Source organism: Nocardia elegans NBRC 108235 (genome assembly GCF_001612845.1).
GTDB classification, from domain to species: Bacteria; Actinomycetota; Actinomycetes; order Mycobacteriales; family Mycobacteriaceae; genus Nocardia; species Nocardia nova.
The window spans coordinates 261,581-281,557 of record NZ_BDBF01000006.1 but is presented as its reverse complement, the minus strand read 5'-3'; the positions used below and the strand labels follow the sequence as shown (position 1 = coordinate 281,557).

The window sequence follows — 19,977 nt, the reverse complement described above, 5'->3', positions numbered from 1 at the left end:
AGATCAGGAGGAGCGATAATGGCCGGCCGTGCCGATATTCCCGTCGTCGAAGGAAACAGCGCGCAGTATTGGGATGCCGCGCGCGACGGAAAACTGCTGATCGCGAAATGCCAGGACTGTGGACGCGTCCATCATTACCCGCGGATGTTCTGCCCGTTCTGCTGGAGCGAATCGGTCATCGCGGTCGAAGCCAAGGGCACCGGGTCGGTCTATTCGTTCTCCACGGTGTACGTCAACGACCTCGAGCCGTTCGCGGCGCGGTTGCCGTATATCGCCGCCCTCGTCGAGTTGGACGAGGGTCCGCGGGTGGTGACCAATATCGAGGGAATCAAGCCCGCCGATGTGCGTATCGGCATGCCGGTGCGGGCCGTATTCCGCGAAATCGTCGACCCGGCCTACGCGGTCGTGTTCACGCCGATCGAGGCATGACGACCATTATCGAACAATGAGGAGAGGATCGCCCAGATGAGCGGATTGCTCGACGGAAAGGTCGCGTTGGTGACCGGAGCCGGACACGGCATCGGGCGCGGGCACGCCCTGGAATTGGCCAAACACGGCGCCACGGTGATCATCAACGATCTGGGAACGTCGGTTTCCGGTGAGGGAACCGGCAAGGTGGCCGACGAGGTCGTGCGCCTGATCGAGGACCGGGGTGGCAAGGCGATCTCCGATTTCAGCGATGTCGGCGACGAGGAACAGATCGACCTGCTCGTCGAGCGGGCGTATTCCCAGCTCGGCCGGCTCGACATCGTGGTCAACAATGCCGGCATCGTCCGCGACCGCGCGATCTGGAATATGAGTGCCGACGACTTCGACTCGGTGATGCGAGTTCATGTGCGCGGCACCTGGCTCACCAGCCGGGCAGCGGCGCGCAAGTGGCGGGAGGAATCGAAGTCGACCGGCGCGAAGGTGTACGGCCGCATTATCAATACGACCTCCGGTGCGGGGTTGCACGGACACTTCGGCCAGACCAACTACAGCGCCGCCAAGGCGGCCATCGTGGGCCTCACCCAGACGCTGAGCCTCGAGCTCGCCTCGATCGGCGCCACGGTCAACGCGATCAGCCCCGGCGGCCGCACTCGCATGTCGGCGACCATGTCCGGGGCCGCGGCGCCGATCGAGCCGGGGGAACTCGGCGAGGACGAATTCGATCCCAAGGACCCGTCGCTGGGCTCGCCCGTGGTCGCGTGGCTGGCCAGTCCCGAGGCCGCCCACGTCAGCGGGCAGGTCGTGCGGGCGCTGGGTGACACCATCCAGCTGATGCGCGGCTGGACCTCGGCGGCGTCGGTGTCCAGTGACGGAAAACGCTGGGACGCAAATAGACTCGGCGTCGTCCTAGGTACCGACATCTTCGGCACCCGGGCTCCCGGCCTGCGCCTGGGCGGCTAGCGGTAATACGTCGGTAACGGCCGGAGGCCGGGACGCGGCTGGTGGTGTGGACCCCAGCTACCGTCCCGGCCTCCGGCCGTTGTGACGGAATCGGTGCTCGCGCCACCCGATCGTCAGTCCTCGCGCCAGCGGATGGCGCTCATCGGGCAGGCCTTGAGCCCGGAGTCGGCTTCGTCGACGAGTTGGGGCGCAACCTCGAAGTCGGCACGCAGGGCGAAGCCGTCGTCGTCGAGTTCGTAGAGCCGCGGCGCGACGGCGGCGCACTGACCGTGTCCTTCGCACTGGTCGAGAGCGATGTGAATGCGCTGGTGGATGCTCATGGTGCCTTCCTTCTCGGCGGGGGTGGATTGTCGGCGGCCAGCTGCCGCAGGCGATGGCGGTCGAGTTTGGACATCCCGGTGCGCGGCAGGTCGCCGACCACGATCAGATGGTCGGGCGCCTTGTAGTCGGCCAGCCTGGCCTTGGCCCAATCCCGAAGTTCGGCAAGGGGAATCGGTGCGTCCGGATCCTCCGGGACGATGAATGCCACCCCGATCTCGCCGATCACCTCGGCCGCGACGCCCACCACAGCGGCGGCGCGGACGCGGGGATGTTCGGCCAGGACCTGTTCGACCTCGACCGGGTGGATGTTGAACCCACCGCGGATGTACATATCCCCGGATCGACCCGCCAGGACCAGGTTCCCGTCGGCGTCGAAGCGTCCGAGATCGCCGCTGATGAGGTAGCCCCGCTCGTCGAACGCGGCCGCGGTGAGCTCGGGGTCGTTCCAGTACCCGCGCATCGAACAACCACTCTTGATACGCACCCGGCCGATCTGTCCGGTCGGTAGCGCCGCTCCGCCGGCATCGGTGATCGCGACGTCGACGCCGGTCTGCGGCCGCCCGACGGTGCGGTACAACACTTCTGGGGGATCGCCGGGCTCGGTCCCGCAGATCGTCGGCGATTCGGTCATCGCATACCGCACCACCAGCGGCGCCCCGATACGGTCGGTGGTCTGCCGGACCAGCGCCGGTGAAGCCGGTGCGGTCGCGACCACACCGATGCGCAGGTGCGGCAATGACTGTGGCGTGAGCGCGGGCAGTTCCAGCAGTTTCGCCCACTGCGTCGGGACCGCGCCCGCGACGGTGATCCGTTCCGCGCGAAGCACATCGAACATCGCCGCGGCCGACCAGGGCACCGGCGCGATCACCAGGGTGATGCCCCAGACCAGTTGGTCCCACAGTTTGGACATATATCCGACGTGCGCGAAGGGCGTGGAGGTCAGGCGCCGGTCATAGGGGGCGCTCATCGCGCCGGCCGCCTGTGCCGAGGCGGCCAGATTGTTCGCGTCGAACCAAGCGCCTTTCGGCAATCCTGTTGTGCCACTGCTGAAGACGATCGACACCGGGGCATCGCGGCCGATCGCCCGTGATGGTGTGGCGGCGTGCCGCAGCAGTTCGCGAGTCAGCTGGGAGGCGGCGAGTTCGGGAATGTCGCGACCCGTCGCGGGCATGGTGGCGGCGCGCACGACCAAGACCGGATCCGCCTGCCGCAGTACGGCATCGATCTCACGAGGCCCCAGGCGCGGATTCAATCCGGTGGTGACGGCGCCGAGCATCGCCGTGGCGGCGTAGCACACCGCGTAGTCGATCCCGGAGGGCAGCATCAGCGCGACCACATCGCCGCGCCCGACCCCGTGCGAGGACAGCTGGCGGGCCACGGCGCGGGCGCGCGCGACCCAGTCCGCGAAGCTGATGCGGGCGCCGTGGGCCTCGACGTAGGCGTCGCGGGATCCGTGCACGAGCGCCGCCGCCTCCAGCAATTCGACGGTATCGGCGAAGGCGCCGGCGTCCAGCGGCGCGAGGATCTCGGCGGCGGTCACGGTTTGTTCGCCCCCAGCAACACCGTCCCGCTGGAACAGAACCAGCCGCCGGTGCCGCTGACGCAGGCGATCTCGGCGCCGGGTACCTGGCGGGGCCCGGCCGCACCGCGCAGCTGCCTTGTCGCCTCGACCAGCAGGAACAGCCCGCGCTGGCCCGGATGACACGCGGACAGGCCGCCGCCGTCGGTATTGGTGGGCAGGGCGCCGCCCAGGCGCAGCGCTCCGCTCTCCGCGAACGCACCACCCTCGCCCTTACCGCAGAATCCGAGATCTTCGAGGGTGAGCAGCAGCATGTAGGTGAACGCGTCGTACAGTTCGGCGACGTCGACATCGGCCGGTGTCAGACCCGCGCGCCGGAACGCGAGCGGACCGGTGACCGCGGCCGGGCCGATGGTCACATCGTCCCACTGGCTGGTCAGCATGTGCGAGGTCGCCTCGGCCGAGCCGAGCACCCAGACCGGATCCGATTTCAGGTCCGCGACGCGGTCCTCGGCGACCAGGATAGCGGCCGCGCCGCCGTCGGAGCGGATGCAGCAGTGCAGTTTGGTGAACGGATCGGCGATCATCGGCCCGGACAGCACATCCTCGACGGTGATCGGATCGCGGTAGTACGCGTCCGGATTGTCGGCGGCGTTGAATCGCGCCGACACCGCCACCTCGGCGAGCTGTTCGATGGTGGTGCCGTACTGGAACATGTGCCGCCGCGCCGCCATGGCGTATTTCGACACCAGCGTGTGTCCGTAGGGCGCGTCCCACTGCAGCGGTCCCCGCGCGCCCCAGTTGATATTGGCGGTGCGCAACCCCTTGCGCAGATCCGCCCGGGCGGTGGAACCATAGGTCAGCAGCACCACGTCGGCGTGGCCGGCGGCGATGGCGTCTGCCGCATGGGAGACCATCACCTCCCAGGAGGCGCCGCCGACCGAGGTCGAATCGATCCAGCGCGGCCGCAGTCCGAGATATTCGCCTACATCGGTGGGCGGCAGCATACCCTGGCCGGTGGAGGCCAGGCCGTCGATGTCCTGCGGTGTGAGCCCGGTTTCTGCGAGTGCGCGCGCGCTGGCCTGAGCCATCAGTTCGTAGGCGTTCTTGTCCTCCACCCGGCCCACATCCGACAGGGCGACACCGGCGATGGCGACCTTGCGGCTCATGCGGCGACACCGTCCTGGGCGAGCAGTTCCGCCAGTACCTCCGACGGTTCGGCGAACAGGTGCCGGTAGACGTGCGCGCGTTCGAGGTACAGGTGCGCGTTGTGCTCGTAGGTGTAGCCCATGCCGCCGTGGACGTGAATTCCGGTGGCACCGTTGTCGATTGCCGCGTTCGCGGCGACCGTGCGGGCCGCCAGCGCCTGCGCCGGGGCATCGTGCCGGCGCGAGGCCAGGCATACCGCCGCGAAACAGACCTGAGTGAAGGCGGCCTCGGTGCGCACGGCCATATCGGAGCACATGTGCTTGATCGCCTGGTTGACACCGATCGGCCGGCCGAACTGAATCCGGGTCTTGGCATGTTCGATGGCCAGTGCCGCCGCGCCGTCGGCCAGGCCCGCGAGGAAGGCCGACGACAGCACCACCGCGCGCAGCCAGGTCGCATCGGCCTGTTCGGGCAGCCAGTGCGTCACCGTGCCCGCGGTGACGGTGGCGGTGGCCAGCCGGGTGCCGGGGTCGACGCAGTCCAGGACGGTCGCCTCGCCGAACTGCTCGGCCGCGACCAGTGCCGAACCGTGCCGGGTGACCAGCAGCAGATGGCTGCAACCTGCGGTATCGATGAGGTCGAAGGTGCCCTTGAATCCGTCCGAGGTGACCGATCCGTCGCCCCGCAACTGGGCCGTGCCCACGCGTGCCTGCCCGCTCGCGATCCGCCGGCACAGCTGTTCGTCGCCGGACAACGCGGCGATCCGGGCGCCGAGGGTCGAGGCCAGGAACGGGCCGGTGGCCAGGTGCCGGCCCAGCTCGACGAACAGCAGTGCCTCATCGTCGAAGGACTGGCCCGCACCGCCGTATTCCTCGGCCAGGCCCAGGCTCAGGAATCCGAGCCCGGCCCCTTCGGTCCATACCGAGGCATCGACCGCCGAGTCGGCGTCCGCGCGTCGGCGGATATCCTCGATGGGCATCCGCGACTCGAGGAAATCCGTTGCGGCAGTGACGAGTTCGAGTTGCTCGGCTGCTGGTAGAAGGTTCATGACTGGCTGCTTTCTGGTTACCGCGGCAGGCCGAGCACGCGCTCGCCGATGATGTTGCGCTGAATTTCGGAGGTGCCGCCGCCGATGGCCTGGGAGAACGAGTAGAAGTAGTTGCCGACCCAGCCGTGGCGATCCCAGCGCGAGCTGCGCCGCAGCGCGTCCGGGCCGACGATGTCCATGGCCAGCGCGCCGACCTGTTTGGCGAGGTCGCCGTAGAAGAGTTTCAGCATCGACCCCTTCGGCCCGGGCGTGTCGGACTGCATGGCACGGCAGATACCGGCATAGGTCATGGCCCGCAGTGCGGTGACCGAGGCGCGGAGGGTGGCGAGCCGACGGGCGATCTCGTCGTCGAGAATCGCCGGCCGCTTACCGTCGGGTCCGATGTGATCGCGGGCGAAATCGATCAGGTCCTCGACGACCTTGGCGAGGCGGACCTGATTGGCGGTGAATGCGGTGCCGCGCTCGAACGACAGCGTCGACATGGCCACGCTCCAGCCGTCCCCGACCGCGCCGACCACATTCGAGACGGGGATCCGCACGTTGTCGTAGAACACCTCGCAGAAGTCGGCGCCGCCCTCGATCGTCTCGATGGCGCGGACCTCGATGCCCGGGCTGTGCATATCGCAGATCAGCCACGTGATGCCCTGGTGTTTCGAGCCCGAGGCATCGGTGCGCACGAGAAGTTCCTGATAATCGGCACAGGCGGCGAAGCTGGTCCAGATCTTCTGGCCGCTGACCACGAACTCGTCGCCGTCGAGTACCGCCCTGGTGCGCAACGCCGCCAGGTCCGACCCCGCGTCGGGCTCGGAGAATCCCTGGCACCACACCACCTCGCCGCGCAGGATCTTGGGCAGATGGAACTGCTTGTGCTCTTCCGTGGCGCGGGTGATCAGGGTGGGGCCCGCGTGGCTGAGGCCGACGAAGTTGGCGTCGATGCCGGGCAGTCCCGCCGCGGCGTATTCCTCGTACCAGATGAGCTGTTGCAACAGCGTCAGGCCGCCGCCGCCGTATTCGCGGGGCCAGGCGATTCCGGCCCAGCCGCCGTCCCACTGGGTGCGCTGCCAGGCAAGATCGAATTCCCGGATGCCCGCGTGATCGCGGGGCCGCGGCTCGGTGGGTTTGTGCTCGCGCAGCCAGGTGCGGACCTCCTCGCGGAACTCCAGTTGTTCCTTCGTGAAGTCCAAATCCATCGGTAGACCTTTCCTCGTTGCCGCTCCGGCACGTCCAGTATAAGTGACATTACTGTCAGATGTGGTGCTCGGTCGGCAGTTCAGGTGTCATGACGGTAGGTGTCTGCCAACGCCTCGGCGCCGCGCGCGAGTAGGGTCACGTCGGCGCCCACGAGCACGAACGACGCACCCGCGGCGATGTATCGCCGAGCGGTGTCCGGGTCGAAGGCGTTCACGCCGGCGGCCACGCCCGCACCGTGAAGGGTCCGCAAAGCCTCCTCGATTGCCTCGACGACCGGCGGCGCCTGCGGCTTACCCAGATAGCCCAGCGAGGCCGCGAGATCGGCCGGGCCGATGAAGACCGCATCGACGCCCTCTACCCCGGCGATCTTGTCCAGTTCGGCCAGACCCGCCGCGGACTCGATCTGGACGGTGACCGAAATCGAGCTGTCCGCGGTGGTCAGATAGTCAGAAATGCGATTCCAGCGGGAGGCGCGGGCGAAAGCGCTGCCGACCCCGCGGATACCGGCGGGCGGGTAGCGGGTCGCCGCGACCACCGCCTGTGCGGCCGCGGCCGATTCGATCATCGGCACCACCAGATCGGTGACGCCGAGATCGAGCAACTGCTTGATCAGCACCGGATCGGCCGACGGCGGGCGGACCAGCACCTCGACCGGATAGCCCGAGACCGCTTGCAGCTGGCTCAATGTAGAGCGCAGATCGTTGGGCGCGTGCTCCTGGTCGATGAGCAGCCAGTCCAGTCCGGCGCCGGCGCAGATCTCGGCCGAATACGGGCTGGCGCCCACCACCCACATGCCGATCTGGGTCCGTCCGGTGGCCAGGGCCTGCCGCCAGCGATTGCGAATCATGGTGCGGGCCTTTCGAATGCGCACGACACCGTGCCGAGCGGGCCGAAATCGGCGACGAAACTGTCACCGGGTTCGGCGAAGACCGGCGTGGTGAAGGAACCGGACAGGATCACCTCGCCCGCGTGCAGCACCTCGCCGAAGGGCGCGAGCCGGTTCGCCAGCCACGCGACGCCGTTGCCCGGATGATTGAGCACCGCGGCCGCCACACCGGACTCCTCGATGGTTCCGTTGCGCAGCAGCAGCGCCGCGATCCAGCGCAGGTCGGTATCCAGCGGGCGGATCACCCGTCCGCCCAGGACGAGCCCCGCATCGGCGGCGTTGTCGGCGATGGTGTCGACGATGGTGCGGGTTCGCCCGGTGTCGGGATCGCTCATCTGCACCCGGGCATCGAGGATTTCCAGTGCGGGAGTGACGAATTCGGTGGCCCGCAGCACGTCGAACAGCGTGACGCCGGGGCCGGCGAGCTGCTCGCCGAGCACGAACGCCAATTCGACCTCGATGCGAGGACGGATGAACCGCCCCGCCGGCACCACCGCACCGTCGTCGACGAACATGTCGTCGAACAGCACGCCGTAATCGGGTTCGGAGATCGATACCGCGCGCTGCATCACTTTGGAGGTCAGGCCGATCTTGCGTCCCCGGACGGTCCGCCCGCCGGCCGTCTCCAGTCCGACGAGGGCGCGCTGCACGGCATACGCATCCTCGATCGTCATGTCCGGGTGGACGAGCGAGGGCTGGCGAATCGGCACCCGGGTGCGCGCGGCCTCATGCAGCTGCCGGGCGAGATCGGCTACGGAATCGGGTTCGAGCATCCTGTTCGTCACTTCCCGAGAAATTCGAGTGCCGCCCGGTTGAAGGTCTCCGGATCCTCGAAGTGCGGCCAATGCCGCACATCGGGCATTTCGAAAATCTGCGAGTCGGGGATCAGCTCGGCGATCTTGCGAGCGGTGTCCTGATAGACCCCGTGGTCGCGGCCGGAGGCGACGATCATCGCCGGCGCCGCGATCGCGGCCCACTGCTGCGGTGCGATCAGATTGCGATCACGCGCGGCGGGGTCCTGCAGGATCAGCAACCGATCGATCGTCTCCCGGGTGTCGGTGCGCTGGTAGATGGCGCGGCGCAGGGCGATCAGATCGGGAATTCGATTGTGCTCCTCGGCAATCAGATGCTCGAAGACCTTGTGGATCGACTCCCAGCTCGGGTCCTCGACCGCCTTGGTCCGCTCGGCGCGGATACGGGCCATATTGGATTCGGAGGCTTCGAAACCGGCCGGTGACATCAGGATCAATTTGCCGACCCGGCCGGGGTGGGCGACGGCGGTCGCGGAGGCGACCCAGGCCCCCAGCGACATCCCGATCAGATGTGCTCTGTCCATGCCGAAGTGGTCCATGGCGCTCACGATCTGGCGCACGTAGACCGCGATTTCGTAGTCGTAGTCGGGCTTGTCGGAGAAGCCGTTGCCGACCATGTCGATGGCCACGCAGTGGTACTCCGAGCTCAGTGCGGCCAGGTTGGGCGCGAAGGTCTCCCAGTGCCCGCCGGTGCCGTGCAGCAGGATCGCGTGCGGTTTGTCGGGGGAGCCGGCTTCGGCTGTCCGGGTGCGCACCCCGCCGATGTCGAGGAATGCCTGGCGGAATTCGAGTTCGCGCAGGTAGCCCCAGATGCTGCGGTAGTCCTGCGTGCTGGAAATGGTCGGTGTCTGCGTCATGCGAGCCCTCCGTCGATGCTGCGGCAATCGCCTAATCTGTCCATAGTGTTCATCTTCTTATCGTCCTACGTCAATGGCTCTGAGCTGCAAGCATCTGGAACCTAGCGATATCGTCAGGCGATCTAGCATCTCTTGTTTCTGACAGTCGTATACGCTAATACTTGAAGTGGCCGCCGGGCGAATGGGGCGGCGGAGACCGGCGCCGTCCGGTGCCGGACCAGCAACGATCGGGTTATCGAGGAACATGTCTGCAGCAGAGGAAGGCCGCACCATCAGGCGGCGGGAGTTGGCGGTCCTGGCCAACGAGTTCGCTGCCGCCCGGATCTCCCTGGATACCAGCGGCAACGGGCCGCGCCTGCTCGTGGAGGATCTCGACAGCGGGGCGCGGATCTTCCTGTCGCCATTGGAACTGGCCTGCTTCTGCCTGGCCACCAGCGAAGACCGTGACAACTGGCTGCGGGTGGGCAACTACCGCGACGAGCGCTCGCCGCATCGCGCGCCGGTGGGGGAGTCGCGGTGAGCGCGCCGAGCGTCGCCATCGCCGGTCTGGGCATGACCGAGATGTCGGTGCGGCCCGGCGGGACCCCGCTGCGCCTGGCCGTCGAGGCCACCGGCGCGGCGATCGCCGATGCCGGCATCGAACACCGTGATGTCGACGGCGTCCTGGTCGGTTCCTCGCAGGGGGTGCGCCCGGACCGCTTGAGCGTGGGCTTCGCCGCCCAAGCCGGATTCGGCGATCTGCGCCTGCTCGAGCACGTCGAGATCAAGGGCGCCACGACCATCGCCATGGTGCAGCGCGCGCAACTGGCGATCGAGACGGGCGCGGCCACCACTGTGCTCTGCGTCTTCGCCGACGCGCCGCTGGTCGCGGGCAAGGGCGCCGGATCGACCTATGCGCACAGCGGTGGGAACGCCGGCCCTCGGGGTCTGGAACGCGCCTCCGGTGTCCTGGGATCGGTGCCGACCTACGCCCTGTTGGCCCGGCGCTGGCTGCACACCACACACTGCTCGGAGGCCGATTTGTGCCGGGTGGTGACGACCGCCCGCGGCTGGGCGCTCGGTAATCCGGCCGCGGTCGTGCGGACCCCGCTCGACGAGCAGGGCTACTACGACAGCCCGATGGTGTCTGACCCGCTGCGGCGGCTGGACTGTGCCCGGCCGGTGAACGGTGCGGTCGCGGTGATCGTCAGCGCGGATCCGGCGGTCGGCGCCGGCGCGCGGCTCACCGTGCGTGGCATCGGCCGCCACCATCCGATCCGTCGCCGGCGCGCGGGGCGTGAGTCCTGGTTCGGCGGCGGCCGCCGCGCCGTCGACGACGCGCTCGAGCAATCGGGGATGTCGCGCGGCGACCTCGATATCGCCGAGCTCTACGACCCGTTTTCCGTCGTCACGCTGATCCTGCTCGACGAGTATCGGCTCACCGGCTCGCAGACCGTGGCCGAGTTCGTCCGTGGCGGAGGTATCGGTCCCGGCGGCGCGCTGCCGACCAATACCGGCGGTGGCCAATTGTCCGGCTTCTATCTACAGGGGATGACGCCGCTTGCCGAGGCGATCGTGCAGCTGCGCGGCGCGGGCGGCGAGCGTCAAGTACCCGGCGCCGCGACCGCGCTGGTGGGCGGGATCGGCGGCCGGGTCGACCACCACGCGGCATTGATTTTGGAGCGTGCGGCATGACCACGGCACTCGGACTCGACTGGCTGCTCGATCCCAGCCTGGCGCCGGACGCGGCGGACGCCATGCTCGAGCCGTTCTACACCGCCGCGTCCTACGACCAGCTCGCCATGCCCTTCTGCGCCGACTGCGGTATCCCGAAAGACCTCGATCAGCACATCTGCGATGACTGCGGATCGGCCCGACCCCTGTGGCGCACAGTCGAATCGAGCGGAACCGTGCACTCGGTTACGGTGATGCACCGGCTGGAGCCGGGACTGGTCCGCACCGACGCGCCCTACCCCATCCTCGACGTCGAACTGGCCAGCGGGCACCGGTTGATCATGACCACTCGCGACCGCACCGACGTCGCCTTCGGCATCGGCGACCCGGTCGCCATCGGATTCCGCCGGCTCGGCGGCGTCGCCGTTCCGGCCGCCGTCCCACTGCCGGCGCCGGCCCACGAATCCACCGCTCACCCCATTTCGGAGGAACCCTCATGACCACACTCGAACCGGCCGCGGTGACGGCGGACTTCGACGTCTCGACGGTCGTACGACACGATCGAGTGCACGGGTCGGTGTACACCTCACCCGAGATATTCCAGCGGGAGCTGGACACGATCTTCCGCCGCGGCTGGGTGTACGTGGCGCACGAAAGTGAGGTCAGCGAGCCGGGCGACTATCTGACTCGCCGGATCGGCACCGACCCCGTGGTCGTGGTGCACGGCCGCGACGGCGAGATCCGGGTGCTACTGAACCGGTGCACGCATCGGGCCAACAAACTGTGCAATGCCGAGAAGGGCAGTGCGTCCTCGTTCCGCTGCCCCTATCACGGCTGGACCTTCAGCAACACCGGTGCGCTGAGCGCGGTTCCGATGCGGGAGGGCTACGGTGAGACCTTCCGGCAGGTCCGTTCCGAACTGGGGCTCTCGGCGGCGCCGCGGGTCGAAAGCTACCGCGGATTCATCTTCGCTTCCCTTGCCGCCGAGGGTGTTTCGCTGACCGAACACCTCGGCCGGGCTACCACCGCGATCGACCGCCTGCTGGCGTTGTCGCCGACCGGCACCATCGACCTGCGCGCCAACTGGATGAAGCACCACCACCGGGCCAACTGGAAGATGGTGGTGGAGAACAACGTCGACGGCTATCACGCCCTGTTCACCCACGCCTCGGTCTATGACGCGATCCGCCCGGCCAAGGTGTCCCACATTCCCACCAAGGTCGACGTCGTGGTCCGCGATATGGGCAACGGCCATTCCGAGATCGACTACTCGGCCGAATACCGCAAGCTCGACGAGGAATTCGTCTGGTACGGCCGGATTCCGCGCGCCAAGCTGCCGAAATACGTCGCCGACCTGGAATCGGCCTACGGCCCCGAGAAGACCCACGACTCGCTGGTGGTCGGGCCGCCGCACACGTTGATCTGGCCGAATCTTTTCCTCGCCGAGATGAACATCATGTACGTCGAGCCGATCGCGCCCGACGAGACGATCGCCTACACGACCGCGGCGCTCTTCCCGGGCCAGCAGGAGATGAATCAGCGCATGCTCCGGCGCGCGGAGGGCGCGATGGGGCCGTCCGGATTCCTGATCGCCGACGACGGCGAAATCGGCATGCGCAACCAGGCCGGGCTCGCCGCCCGCAAGCCGGACTGGTTGGTCCTGGCCCGCGGCATCGAAACCGATACCGAGGACGAGACCGGAATCGTCAACAGCGACAAGAGCGCCGAGACCCCGCAGCGCGGTTTCTACCGGCAGTGGGCGGCCGTCGTCGGACAGGAGATCTAGGACATGAACACTGCTGAGGCAGCCGCGGACACCTCGGTCGCGGCCCCGCAACCGTTGCGCGTGCCCGATCCAGAGATCGAGGCATTCCTCTATCTGGAGGCGCGCCTGGCCGACGAGGCCCGCTATTCCGAATGGGAAGCGCTGTGGGCCGACGACGCGCTCTACTGGGTCCCGATGCGCCCCGAGGACGATCCGGCGGTCAATCTGGCCTATATCTACGACAACCGCCGCCGCATCAAAAGTCGTGTGGCGCAGTTGAATACCGGTCACCGGCATTCGCAGACACCGCCCTCGGTGATGCGCCGGATGCTGTCCAATATGGAGGTCACCGACGAATCGGATGGTGTGGTGACGGTCGCGTCGAATTTCGCGCTGTTCGAATACCGCTATACCCAGCGGGTCTGGGCCGGTCGCGTCGTGCACCGAATCCGCCGGACCGAGGAGGGCTTGCGACTGGTCGGCAAGACCGTCCACCTGGTCAACGCCGCGGGCCCGGTCGAGACCCTGGCCTTTCTCATCTAGTGATCCGCTGAGCCACAACATATTTGCGAGGAACAGTGCTCGTAGGCGATATCCCTACCAACAACGCCCGCCGGTATCCGGAGAAGGCCGCGGTCGTCGAGTCCGGCTGCGTGCGGACGTGGTCGCAGGTCGACGAACGCGCGCGGCGATTGGCGAACCATCTGCGCGCGCAGGGACTGGTCACCGGTGACCGAGTTCTGGTCATCGCCCGCAACTGCGCCGAATGGCCGGAGATCGTCTTCGCGATCGCCAAGGCCGGACTCGTCGTGGTTCCGGTCAATATCCGGCTCGCGCCCGACGAACTCGCCTACTTGCGCGACGACTGCTCGGCGCGGGCGGCGGTGATCCACACCGACCAGGTGGAGCGCTTCGGCGCCGAACTCGCCGCGCTCGACACCGTGCTCGAGATCGGGGCGGCGGGCGCGAGCGGGCGTCCGGACTACGAGACCGCGCTGGCGCAGGCCGCGCCCGCCGATCCGGCAGTCGCGGACCTGCACCCCGACGCCATCTTGAACATTCTTTACACCAGCGGTACCACGGGACGCGCCAAGGGCGTGGTGAACACCCACCGCAACCTGCTGGCCCAGGCGGTCGACACCACGCTGGTCACCGAGAGCAACCGGTCGGACATCTTCCTGGCGACCACGCCGTTCTTCACTGCCGGGGGCAGTGTGCGCACCCTGTCGTGGACCTATCTGGGGCAGACGATGGTGATCCACCGCAAGTTCGACCCGCAGGCCGTCATCGACGAAATCGAGCGCAGCCGGGTCACGTTCACGACCTTCATCCCGACCATGCTGCAGCGCACCCTGCGCATCCTCGAGGAAGGCCCGGCGCGCGACATGTCGAGCCTGCGGCGCATCAGTTACGGATCGGCGCCGGTGCCGCCCGGGCTGGCGCGCAAGGCCATGGATCTGCTCGGCTGCGATCTGCAGCAGCGCTACGGCCTCACCGAATGTGGCGGGCAGGCAACGATTTTCACCCCGCAGGACCACCGCGACATGGTGGCGGGCAAGACCTCGATCCTGACCTCCTGCGGTCAGGAGACGCCGATGTGCTCGATCCGCATCGTCGACGCCGACGGCAACGAGCTGCCCGCCGGGGAGATCGGTGAGATCGTGATCCGCAGCGACGCCAATGCCATCGGGTATTGGAATCGGCCGGAGCAGACCGCCGAAACGTTCCGGCCCACCGGCCTGTGGTCGGGCGACCTCGGATATCTGGATTCCGAACGCTACCTGCACATCACCGGTCGCAAGACCGACATGATCATTTCCGGCGGCTTCAACGTCTACCCCGCCGAGATCGAGCGGGTGATCGGCGAACATCCCGGTGTCGAACTGGTCGCCGTGGTGGGCGTACCCGATCCGGAATGGGGGGAGACGCCGGTCGCGGCGGTCATCGCCCGCCACGGATTCGATCCGGACGTGCTGACCGCCGAACTACAGGCGTTGTGCCGGTCCGAATTGGCCGGATACAAACAGCCCCGCCGTTTCGTCTACCGGTCGGAATTCCCCCTCGGCCCGGCGGGCAAGATCCTCAAGCGCCGGATCGCCGACGATCTTCGAATCGTGGCGGGGTAGGTCATGGAAACAACAAAATCCCCGCGACTCACGGCCGAGGCGATCGGCGAGCTCGTGCGCCGGCGGGCCGCCGCCACACCGCAGGCGCCCCTGCTCGTCGACGAGGACCGGCGCCGCTTCACCGCCGGGCAGTTCGGCGACCTCGTCTCCTCCTATGCCGAGATCCTGCGCCGCGCCGGCGTTCGGGCCGGTGACGTGGTGTCCTGGCAGCTACCGAATACGGTGGAGGCGATGGCGCTGTCGATGGCGCTTGCCCAGCTCGCGGCGGTGCAAAATCCGCTGATCATGATGTTGCGGGCCGAGGAGGTCGCGCACATCACCGGCCGCCTGCACAGCCGATTGCTCATCGTCACAGAGGTTTTCGCGGCCGAGGCGTTCGCCGCCGCGCTCGGGTCCGAGGAGCAGCCGCCCGCGATCCACGTACTGCCCGCCGATCCCGCGGCCGGTGAGCTGCCGGAGCTGCCGCCGCGGCCACCGGCCGACTTAGGCTCCGAGGTGCGGTGGGTCTTCTACACCTCGGGTACCACGGGAGTTCCCAAGGGTGTCAAGCACACCGACCGCACGCTGCTGGCCGCGGCCGATACGTTCATCGCCAATGTCGGCCCGCGGCCGGAGGACCGGTGTGCGGCGCTGGCGCCGTTCGCCCATATCGGCGGGGTGGCCCATTTGCTGCACGCGCTGATCATCGGGCATGTGCTGGTGGTCGGGGCGCGGAAATTCGTTCCCGAGCGGCTGGCGGATCTGCTCATCGACGAGAACGTCACGCTGGTCGGATCCGGCCTGCCGTTCACCAACGAGTATCTACGGATCGCACGCGAACGCGGTGTGGCCCCGCTGTTCCCGAAGTCGCGCGCGACGCTCGCCGGTGGGTCGCCCCGCCCGCGCGATCAGCACGAACAGGCCCGCGCACTGCTCGGTGGTGTCGGCGTCATCTCCGGGTACGGAATGACCGAATGTCCCTACATCACGTGGGGCTCGCCGTCGGACACCGATGAACAGCACGCCGTCGCCGAGGGCCGGCCGGGCCCCGGCGGGTCGGTGCGGATCGTGCGCGCCGACGAGACCGCCGCCGCGGTCGGCGAGATCGGCGAGATCAGGGTGCGCGGGCCTCAATTGTTCTGCGGCTATGTCGATTCCACCCGCGACGCGGAGGCGCTCGACGCCGACGGCTACTTCCGCACCGGCGATCTGGGATATCTGGACTCCGACGGCTGCCTGGCCGTGACCGGCCGGCTCAAGGACATCATCGTCCGCAAGATGGAGAACATCCCCGCCCGAGAGGTCGAGGAGGCGCTGATCACGGATCCCGCGATCGCCGACGTGTGCGTCATCGGCGTGCCCGACGCCGGGTCCGGGGAACGGGTCTGCGCGGTCGTGGTGCCCCGCGATGCGAGCGCGCCGCCGACTCTGGAATCCGTGCGCGCCTTTCTCGGCGGTACGCCGCTGAACAAGCGCAAGTACCCCGAACAGGTCGAGATTGTGACCGAACTGCCGCGCAACTCGCTCGGCAAGATCGCCAAACCCGCACTGCGCGAAAGGTTTTCCGGCACGATGCCAGCGACTGACACGACGCCCGCGACGGCTGCGACGCCGGGAAACGGGCAGACGGCCCAGGGGGCGGTCGCCGAATCGTTCACCACGATCGAGTTCGAGGTCAGCGGCCATGTCGCGACCGTCACGCTGAACCGCCCGCAGCGCCTCAACAGCTTCGACCAGGTGATGGCCGAGGAGATGGTGCGGGTGTGGCAGCGGGTGCGCGACGACGACGATATTCGCGTGGCGGTCCTGCAGGCCAATGGTGAGCGTGCCTTCTGCACTGGTATCGATCTGGAGGGCGGCGCCTGGTGGAAGCACAAAAGTCGGTGGAATCAGGAGGATCCCGGGGTGTCGCTGGGACCGCGCCAGCATCGGGTGTGGAAGCCGGTGATCTGCGCGGTGCACGGTATGGCCGCCGGTGGCGCGATGTACTTCATCAACGAATGCGACATCGTGATCTGCTCCTCGGAGGCCACCTTCTTCGATCCGCACGCCAACGGCGGCATGGTCTCGGCCCTCGAGCCGATCGGCATGCTGGCGCGCGGGATTCCGCTCGGCGAGGTGCTGCGCTGGGCGCTGCTGGGCAGCGACGAACGGATGACCGCGCAGACGGCGTTGCGGTCCGGCATCGTCACCGAGATCATCGAACCGGATCACTTGCGTTCGCGCGCAAGGCAACTCGCCGATGAGATCGCCGCGCGGCGCCCGGAGGCGATCCAGGGCACGGTGCGCGCCATCTGGGAAGCGCTGGAGATGAACCCGTCGATCGCACTGCGAAACGGCCTGTCCTACACCCAGATCGGAAATCCGGGTGAGGGGCGCACCGACTCGCGCGTCAACAAGCGCACCCCTCGTCTGCGCTGAACCGAGAAATCAGGAGACCGTCGTGACCAGTGCCGGAACAGACAAGATCAGCAGTTTGCCGCTCGTGATCGGTGGCGTCGAGGGCGGCGCCGAGTCGGGCCGCAGCTACGAATCGATCGACCCCTATACCGGCTCGCCGTGGATCCGGGTCCCCGACGGCGGGCCCGAGGACGTGGACCGCGCGGTGCGCGCCGCGCGGGCGGCACTGGAGGGGCCGTGGGGGGCGTTGACCGGTGCCGCGCGCGGGAAACTGTTGTGGCGCTTGGCCGATCTCATCGAGCGCGAGGTCGACCGGCTGGCCGAACTCGAGGTGCGCGACGGCGGAAAACTGCTGCGTGAGATGTCCGGGCAGATGCGGTCGCTGCCCGACTACTACCGCTTCTACGCCGGGCTGGCCGACAAGGTCCAGGGTGAGGTCATCCCGACCGACAAGCCGGACTACTTCGTCTACACCCGGCACGAACCGGTCGGCGTGGTCGGCGCGATCACCCCGTGGAATTCGCCGCTGCTGCTGCTGACCTGGAAGCTGGCGGCCGGGCTCGCGGCGGGCTGCACCTTCGTGATCAAGCCGAGCGACTATACCCCGGCCTCTACCTTGGCCTTCGCGCGGCTGTTCGACGAGGCCGGATTCCCGCCGGGAGTCGTCAATGTGGTGACCGGGTGGGGGCCCGAAACCGGTGCGGCACTGGCCGCTCACCCGGGGGTGGACAAGATCGCCTTCACCGGCTCGACCGCCACCGGAGTCAAGGTGGGGCAGGCCGCGATCGCGAATATGACCCGGCTCAGCCTCGAATTGGGCGGCAAATCCGCACAACTGGTGTTTCCGGACGCCGACCTGGACGCGGCCGCCAACGGCATCGTCGCGGGGATCTTCGCCGCCACCGGGCAGACCTGCCTGGCCGGCTCCCGGCTGCTGGTGCACGCGAGCGTGGCCGCCGAGCTGGTCGGCAAACTCGTCGCCCGCGCCGAGCGGATCGTTCTGGGCGATCCGCGCGACCCCGCCACCGAGATGGGGCCGGTGTCCAATGAGCCGCAGTACCGGAAGGTGTTGTCCTACTTCGACAGTGCGCGCGCCGAGGGGGCCACGGTCGCCAGCGGCGGTACGCCGGTCCCCGAACTCGGCGGCTACTTCGTGCGGCCGACCATCCTGACCGATGTCACGCCGCGGATGAGTGTGGTCGCCGAGGAGATCTTCGGTCCGGTCCTCGCGGTGGCCACCTTCGCCGACGAGGCTGAGGCCGTCGCGGCGGCCAACGGCACCAGATTCGGTCTGGCGGGATCGGTCTGGACCAAGGATGTGCATCGTGCGCACCGCGTCGCGGCGGCCCTGCGAGCCGGCACGGTCTGGGTCAACGCCTATCGCGCGGTTGCCCCGAGTGTGCCCTTCGGCGGCATCGGCGAAAGCGGTATCGGCCGCGAGAACGGAATCGACGCCGTCAAGGACTTCACCGAGACGAAGGCCGTCTGGGTGGAACTCACCGGCCGGACCCGTGATCCGTTCACCCTCGGCTGAGCACAAGCCACCCCTGCAACCAGAAGGACGATCAACAGTGACAGATTCGAACAAGACCGAGGCCGTCATCGTCGCCGGTGTGCGCACCCCGATCGGGACCTCGTTCAAGGGCACGCTGCGCGACACCACCGCGATGGAACTGGCCGAGACCGTCGTCAAGGAGGCGCTGCGGCGCTCCACCCTGGCTCCGGAGCAGGTCGACGACATCATCCTGGCGGAGTCCAACTACGGCGGCGGCGATATCGCCCGCCATGCGGCGGTGACCGCGGGTTTGCCGCAGGTGCCCGGACAGGCGGTGAACCGTCACTGCGCGGGGAGCCTCACCGCCATCGGCAACGCCGCCGCGCAGATCATGTCGGGCGCCGAGCGGGTGATCATCGCCGGTGGCGCGAATTCGCAGTCCACGGCGCCGTTGCAGCAATTCCGCACTCCCGGGACGACCGACGAGTTCACCGATCGGTGGATGCCGCCCTCGCACCCCGATACCGCCGAGGCGCCGAACCAGGACATGTCCATCACGGTCGGCTGGAACACCGCCAAGGCCGTGGGCATCACCCGCGAGGAAATGGACGCCTGGGCGCTGCGTTCGCATCAGCGCGCGGTCAAGGCCATCGATTCCGGGGTCTTCGATGACGAGATCGTGCCGGTGCAGGCATTGCAGGCCGACGGCTCGCGCATCGAATTCGCCGTCGACGAGCATCCGCGCCGCGACACCACGCTGGAGAAACTGTCGGGCCTGAAGGTGCTGCACCCGGAGATCGAAGGCTTCTCGGTCACCGCGGGCACCGCCAGCGGGATCAACGACGCCGCCGCCGCGGTGGTGGTCACCAGCGCCGAGGTGGCGAAGGCACAGGGCGTCGAGGTGCTGGCGACGGTGCGGGCGTGGGCGTCCACCGCGATCGACCCGGCCAATACCGGGCTGGCCGTGCTGGATGTGATCCCGAAGGTGCTCGAGCGGGGCCGGATCGCCGCATCCGATGTCGCGCTGTGGGAGATCAACGAGGCATTCGCCTCCGTGCCGGTGGCCGCCTGCAAGAAACTCGGTATAGATGACGAACTAGTCAACACTGCGGGCAGTGGGTGCAGCCTCGGCCATCCGGTCGCCGCGAGCGGTGCCCGCATGATTGTCACCCTGATGTATGAGCTGCGGCGTCGCGGCGGTGGATACGGTGTGGCGGCAATGTGTGCGGGCGGTGGTCAGGCCGGAGCGGTACTGATCGAGGTGCCGAGGGTGTCGTGATGGACTGCCGATTGACATATCTGTCAGATATGTTTGGCAAACCCGTCGCCAGATGCGAGCGCCCGAACAGGGCGGTCGGCTCGCGGCGATCGTCGGTGGTACGGAAGG

The 19,977-nt window shown here is 68.0% G+C and carries 19 protein-coding genes and 1 pseudogene; 12 read left to right on the top strand and 8 right to left on the bottom strand.

What is annotated here, in order from left to right; genetic code table 11:
- Positions 1–18 precede the first annotated feature (18 nt).
- Positions 19–429, top strand: a complete 411-nt coding sequence (locus tag NE2_RS06015; protein WP_063024575.1) for a Zn-ribbon domain-containing OB-fold protein — start codon at positions 19–21, stop codon at positions 427–429.
- A 36-nt stretch (positions 430–465) separates the two neighbouring features.
- Entirely contained in the window at positions 466–1,389 is a 924-nt protein-coding gene (locus NE2_RS06010) for an SDR family NAD(P)-dependent oxidoreductase (protein WP_063024573.1), read from the top strand.
- Between the two features lie 113 nt (positions 1,390–1,502).
- Here NE2_RS06010 and NE2_RS06005 read toward each other — a convergent pair whose 3' ends face one another.
- From NE2_RS06005 to NE2_RS05970, 8 genes are all read right to left on the bottom strand, one after another.
- Positions 1,503–1,709 carry a ferredoxin gene (locus tag NE2_RS06005; RefSeq protein ID WP_063024571.1) on the bottom strand — a complete coding sequence of 69 codons (207 nt, stop codon included), beginning with the start codon at positions 1,707–1,709 and terminating at the stop codon, positions 1,503–1,505.
- Positions 1,706–3,250 (bottom strand): class I adenylate-forming enzyme family protein, encoded by a 1,545-nt coding sequence (locus tag NE2_RS06000; RefSeq protein WP_233429682.1) that lies wholly within the window; start codon positions 3,248–3,250, stop codon positions 1,706–1,708. Before NE2_RS06000 ends, NE2_RS06005 begins: the two co-directional genes overlap by 4 nt.
- The gene (locus NE2_RS05995; protein WP_063024569.1) at positions 3,247–4,398 is read right to left on the bottom strand and encodes an acetyl-CoA acetyltransferase; all 1,152 of its coding nucleotides are present in this window, start codon (positions 4,396–4,398) and stop codon (positions 3,247–3,249) included. Before NE2_RS05995 ends, NE2_RS06000 begins: the two co-directional genes overlap by 4 nt.
- The gene (locus NE2_RS05990; RefSeq protein WP_063024567.1) at positions 4,395–5,426 is read right to left on the bottom strand and encodes an acyl-CoA dehydrogenase family protein; all 1,032 of its coding nucleotides are present in this window, start codon (positions 5,424–5,426) and stop codon (positions 4,395–4,397) included. Before NE2_RS05990 ends, NE2_RS05995 begins: the two co-directional genes overlap by 4 nt.
- 17 nt (positions 5,427–5,443) lie before the next feature.
- Entirely contained in the window at positions 5,444–6,616 is a 1,173-nt protein-coding gene (locus NE2_RS05985; protein ID WP_063024565.1) for an acyl-CoA dehydrogenase family protein, read from the bottom strand.
- Between the two features lie 80 nt (positions 6,617–6,696).
- Positions 6,697–7,461 (bottom strand): aldolase/citrate lyase family protein, encoded by a 765-nt coding sequence (locus NE2_RS05980; protein WP_106958384.1) that lies wholly within the window; start codon positions 7,459–7,461, stop codon positions 6,697–6,699.
- Positions 7,461–8,276, bottom strand: coding sequence for a 2-oxo-hept-4-ene-1,7-dioate hydratase (hpaH, locus tag NE2_RS05975; protein WP_063024561.1), 816 nt, complete (start codon positions 8,274–8,276; stop codon positions 7,461–7,463). The genes NE2_RS05980 and hpaH overlap by 1 nt, the downstream gene beginning before the upstream one ends.
- Before the next feature lie 8 nt (positions 8,277–8,284).
- Positions 8,285–9,172, bottom strand: a complete 888-nt coding sequence (locus tag NE2_RS05970) for an alpha/beta fold hydrolase (RefSeq protein WP_063024560.1) — start codon at positions 9,170–9,172, stop codon at positions 8,285–8,287.
- A 244-nt stretch (positions 9,173–9,416) separates the two neighbouring features.
- On the opposite strand from NE2_RS05970, the gene NE2_RS05965 reads away from it, so the two are divergent.
- The 10 genes and pseudogenes from NE2_RS05965 (at position 9,417) to NE2_RS05925 (ending at position 19,869) form a co-directional block, all read left to right on the top strand.
- Positions 9,417–9,692, top strand: a complete 276-nt coding sequence (locus NE2_RS05965; RefSeq protein WP_063024559.1) for a hypothetical protein — start codon at positions 9,417–9,419, stop codon at positions 9,690–9,692.
- A gap of 32 nt (positions 9,693–9,724) precedes the next feature.
- A complete protein-coding gene (locus tag NE2_RS05960; RefSeq protein ID WP_063024663.1) occupies positions 9,725–10,846 on the top strand; it encodes a thiolase family protein in 1,122 nt (373 codons plus the stop codon).
- Positions 10,843–11,325, top strand: a complete 483-nt coding sequence (locus tag NE2_RS05955; protein ID WP_063024558.1) for a Zn-ribbon domain-containing OB-fold protein — start codon at positions 10,843–10,845, stop codon at positions 11,323–11,325. Before NE2_RS05960 ends, NE2_RS05955 begins: the two co-directional genes overlap by 4 nt.
- A complete protein-coding gene (locus NE2_RS05950; protein WP_084493832.1) occupies positions 11,322–12,611 on the top strand; it encodes an aromatic ring-hydroxylating oxygenase subunit alpha in 1,290 nt (429 codons plus the stop codon). The genes NE2_RS05955 and NE2_RS05950 overlap by 4 nt, the downstream gene beginning before the upstream one ends.
- 3 nt (positions 12,612–12,614) lie before the next feature.
- The gene (locus NE2_RS05945) at positions 12,615–13,133 is read left to right on the top strand and encodes an aromatic-ring-hydroxylating dioxygenase subunit beta (protein WP_063024557.1); all 519 of its coding nucleotides are present in this window, start codon (positions 12,615–12,617) and stop codon (positions 13,131–13,133) included.
- Positions 13,134–13,168: 35 nt separating this feature from the next.
- A complete protein-coding gene (locus tag NE2_RS05940) occupies positions 13,169–14,716 on the top strand; it encodes a class I adenylate-forming enzyme family protein (RefSeq protein WP_063024555.1) in 1,548 nt (515 codons plus the stop codon).
- Between the two features lie 3 nt (positions 14,717–14,719).
- Positions 14,720–16,168, top strand: a pseudogene (locus NE2_RS36940) (class I adenylate-forming enzyme family protein); the annotation flags it as partial.
- A 189-nt stretch (positions 16,169–16,357) separates the two neighbouring features.
- A complete protein-coding gene (locus NE2_RS36935) occupies positions 16,358–17,116 on the top strand; it encodes an enoyl-CoA hydratase/isomerase family protein (protein ID WP_233429689.1) in 759 nt (252 codons plus the stop codon).
- A 22-nt stretch (positions 17,117–17,138) separates the two neighbouring features.
- The gene (locus NE2_RS05930) at positions 17,139–18,629 is read left to right on the top strand and encodes an aldehyde dehydrogenase (protein WP_063024551.1); all 1,491 of its coding nucleotides are present in this window, start codon (positions 17,139–17,141) and stop codon (positions 18,627–18,629) included.
- A gap of 37 nt (positions 18,630–18,666) precedes the next feature.
- Positions 18,667–19,869: a thiolase family protein gene (locus NE2_RS05925; protein ID WP_063024549.1), complete on the top strand. Its 1,203-nt coding sequence runs from the start codon at positions 18,667–18,669 to the stop codon at positions 19,867–19,869.
- Positions 19,870–19,977 lie beyond the last annotated feature (108 nt).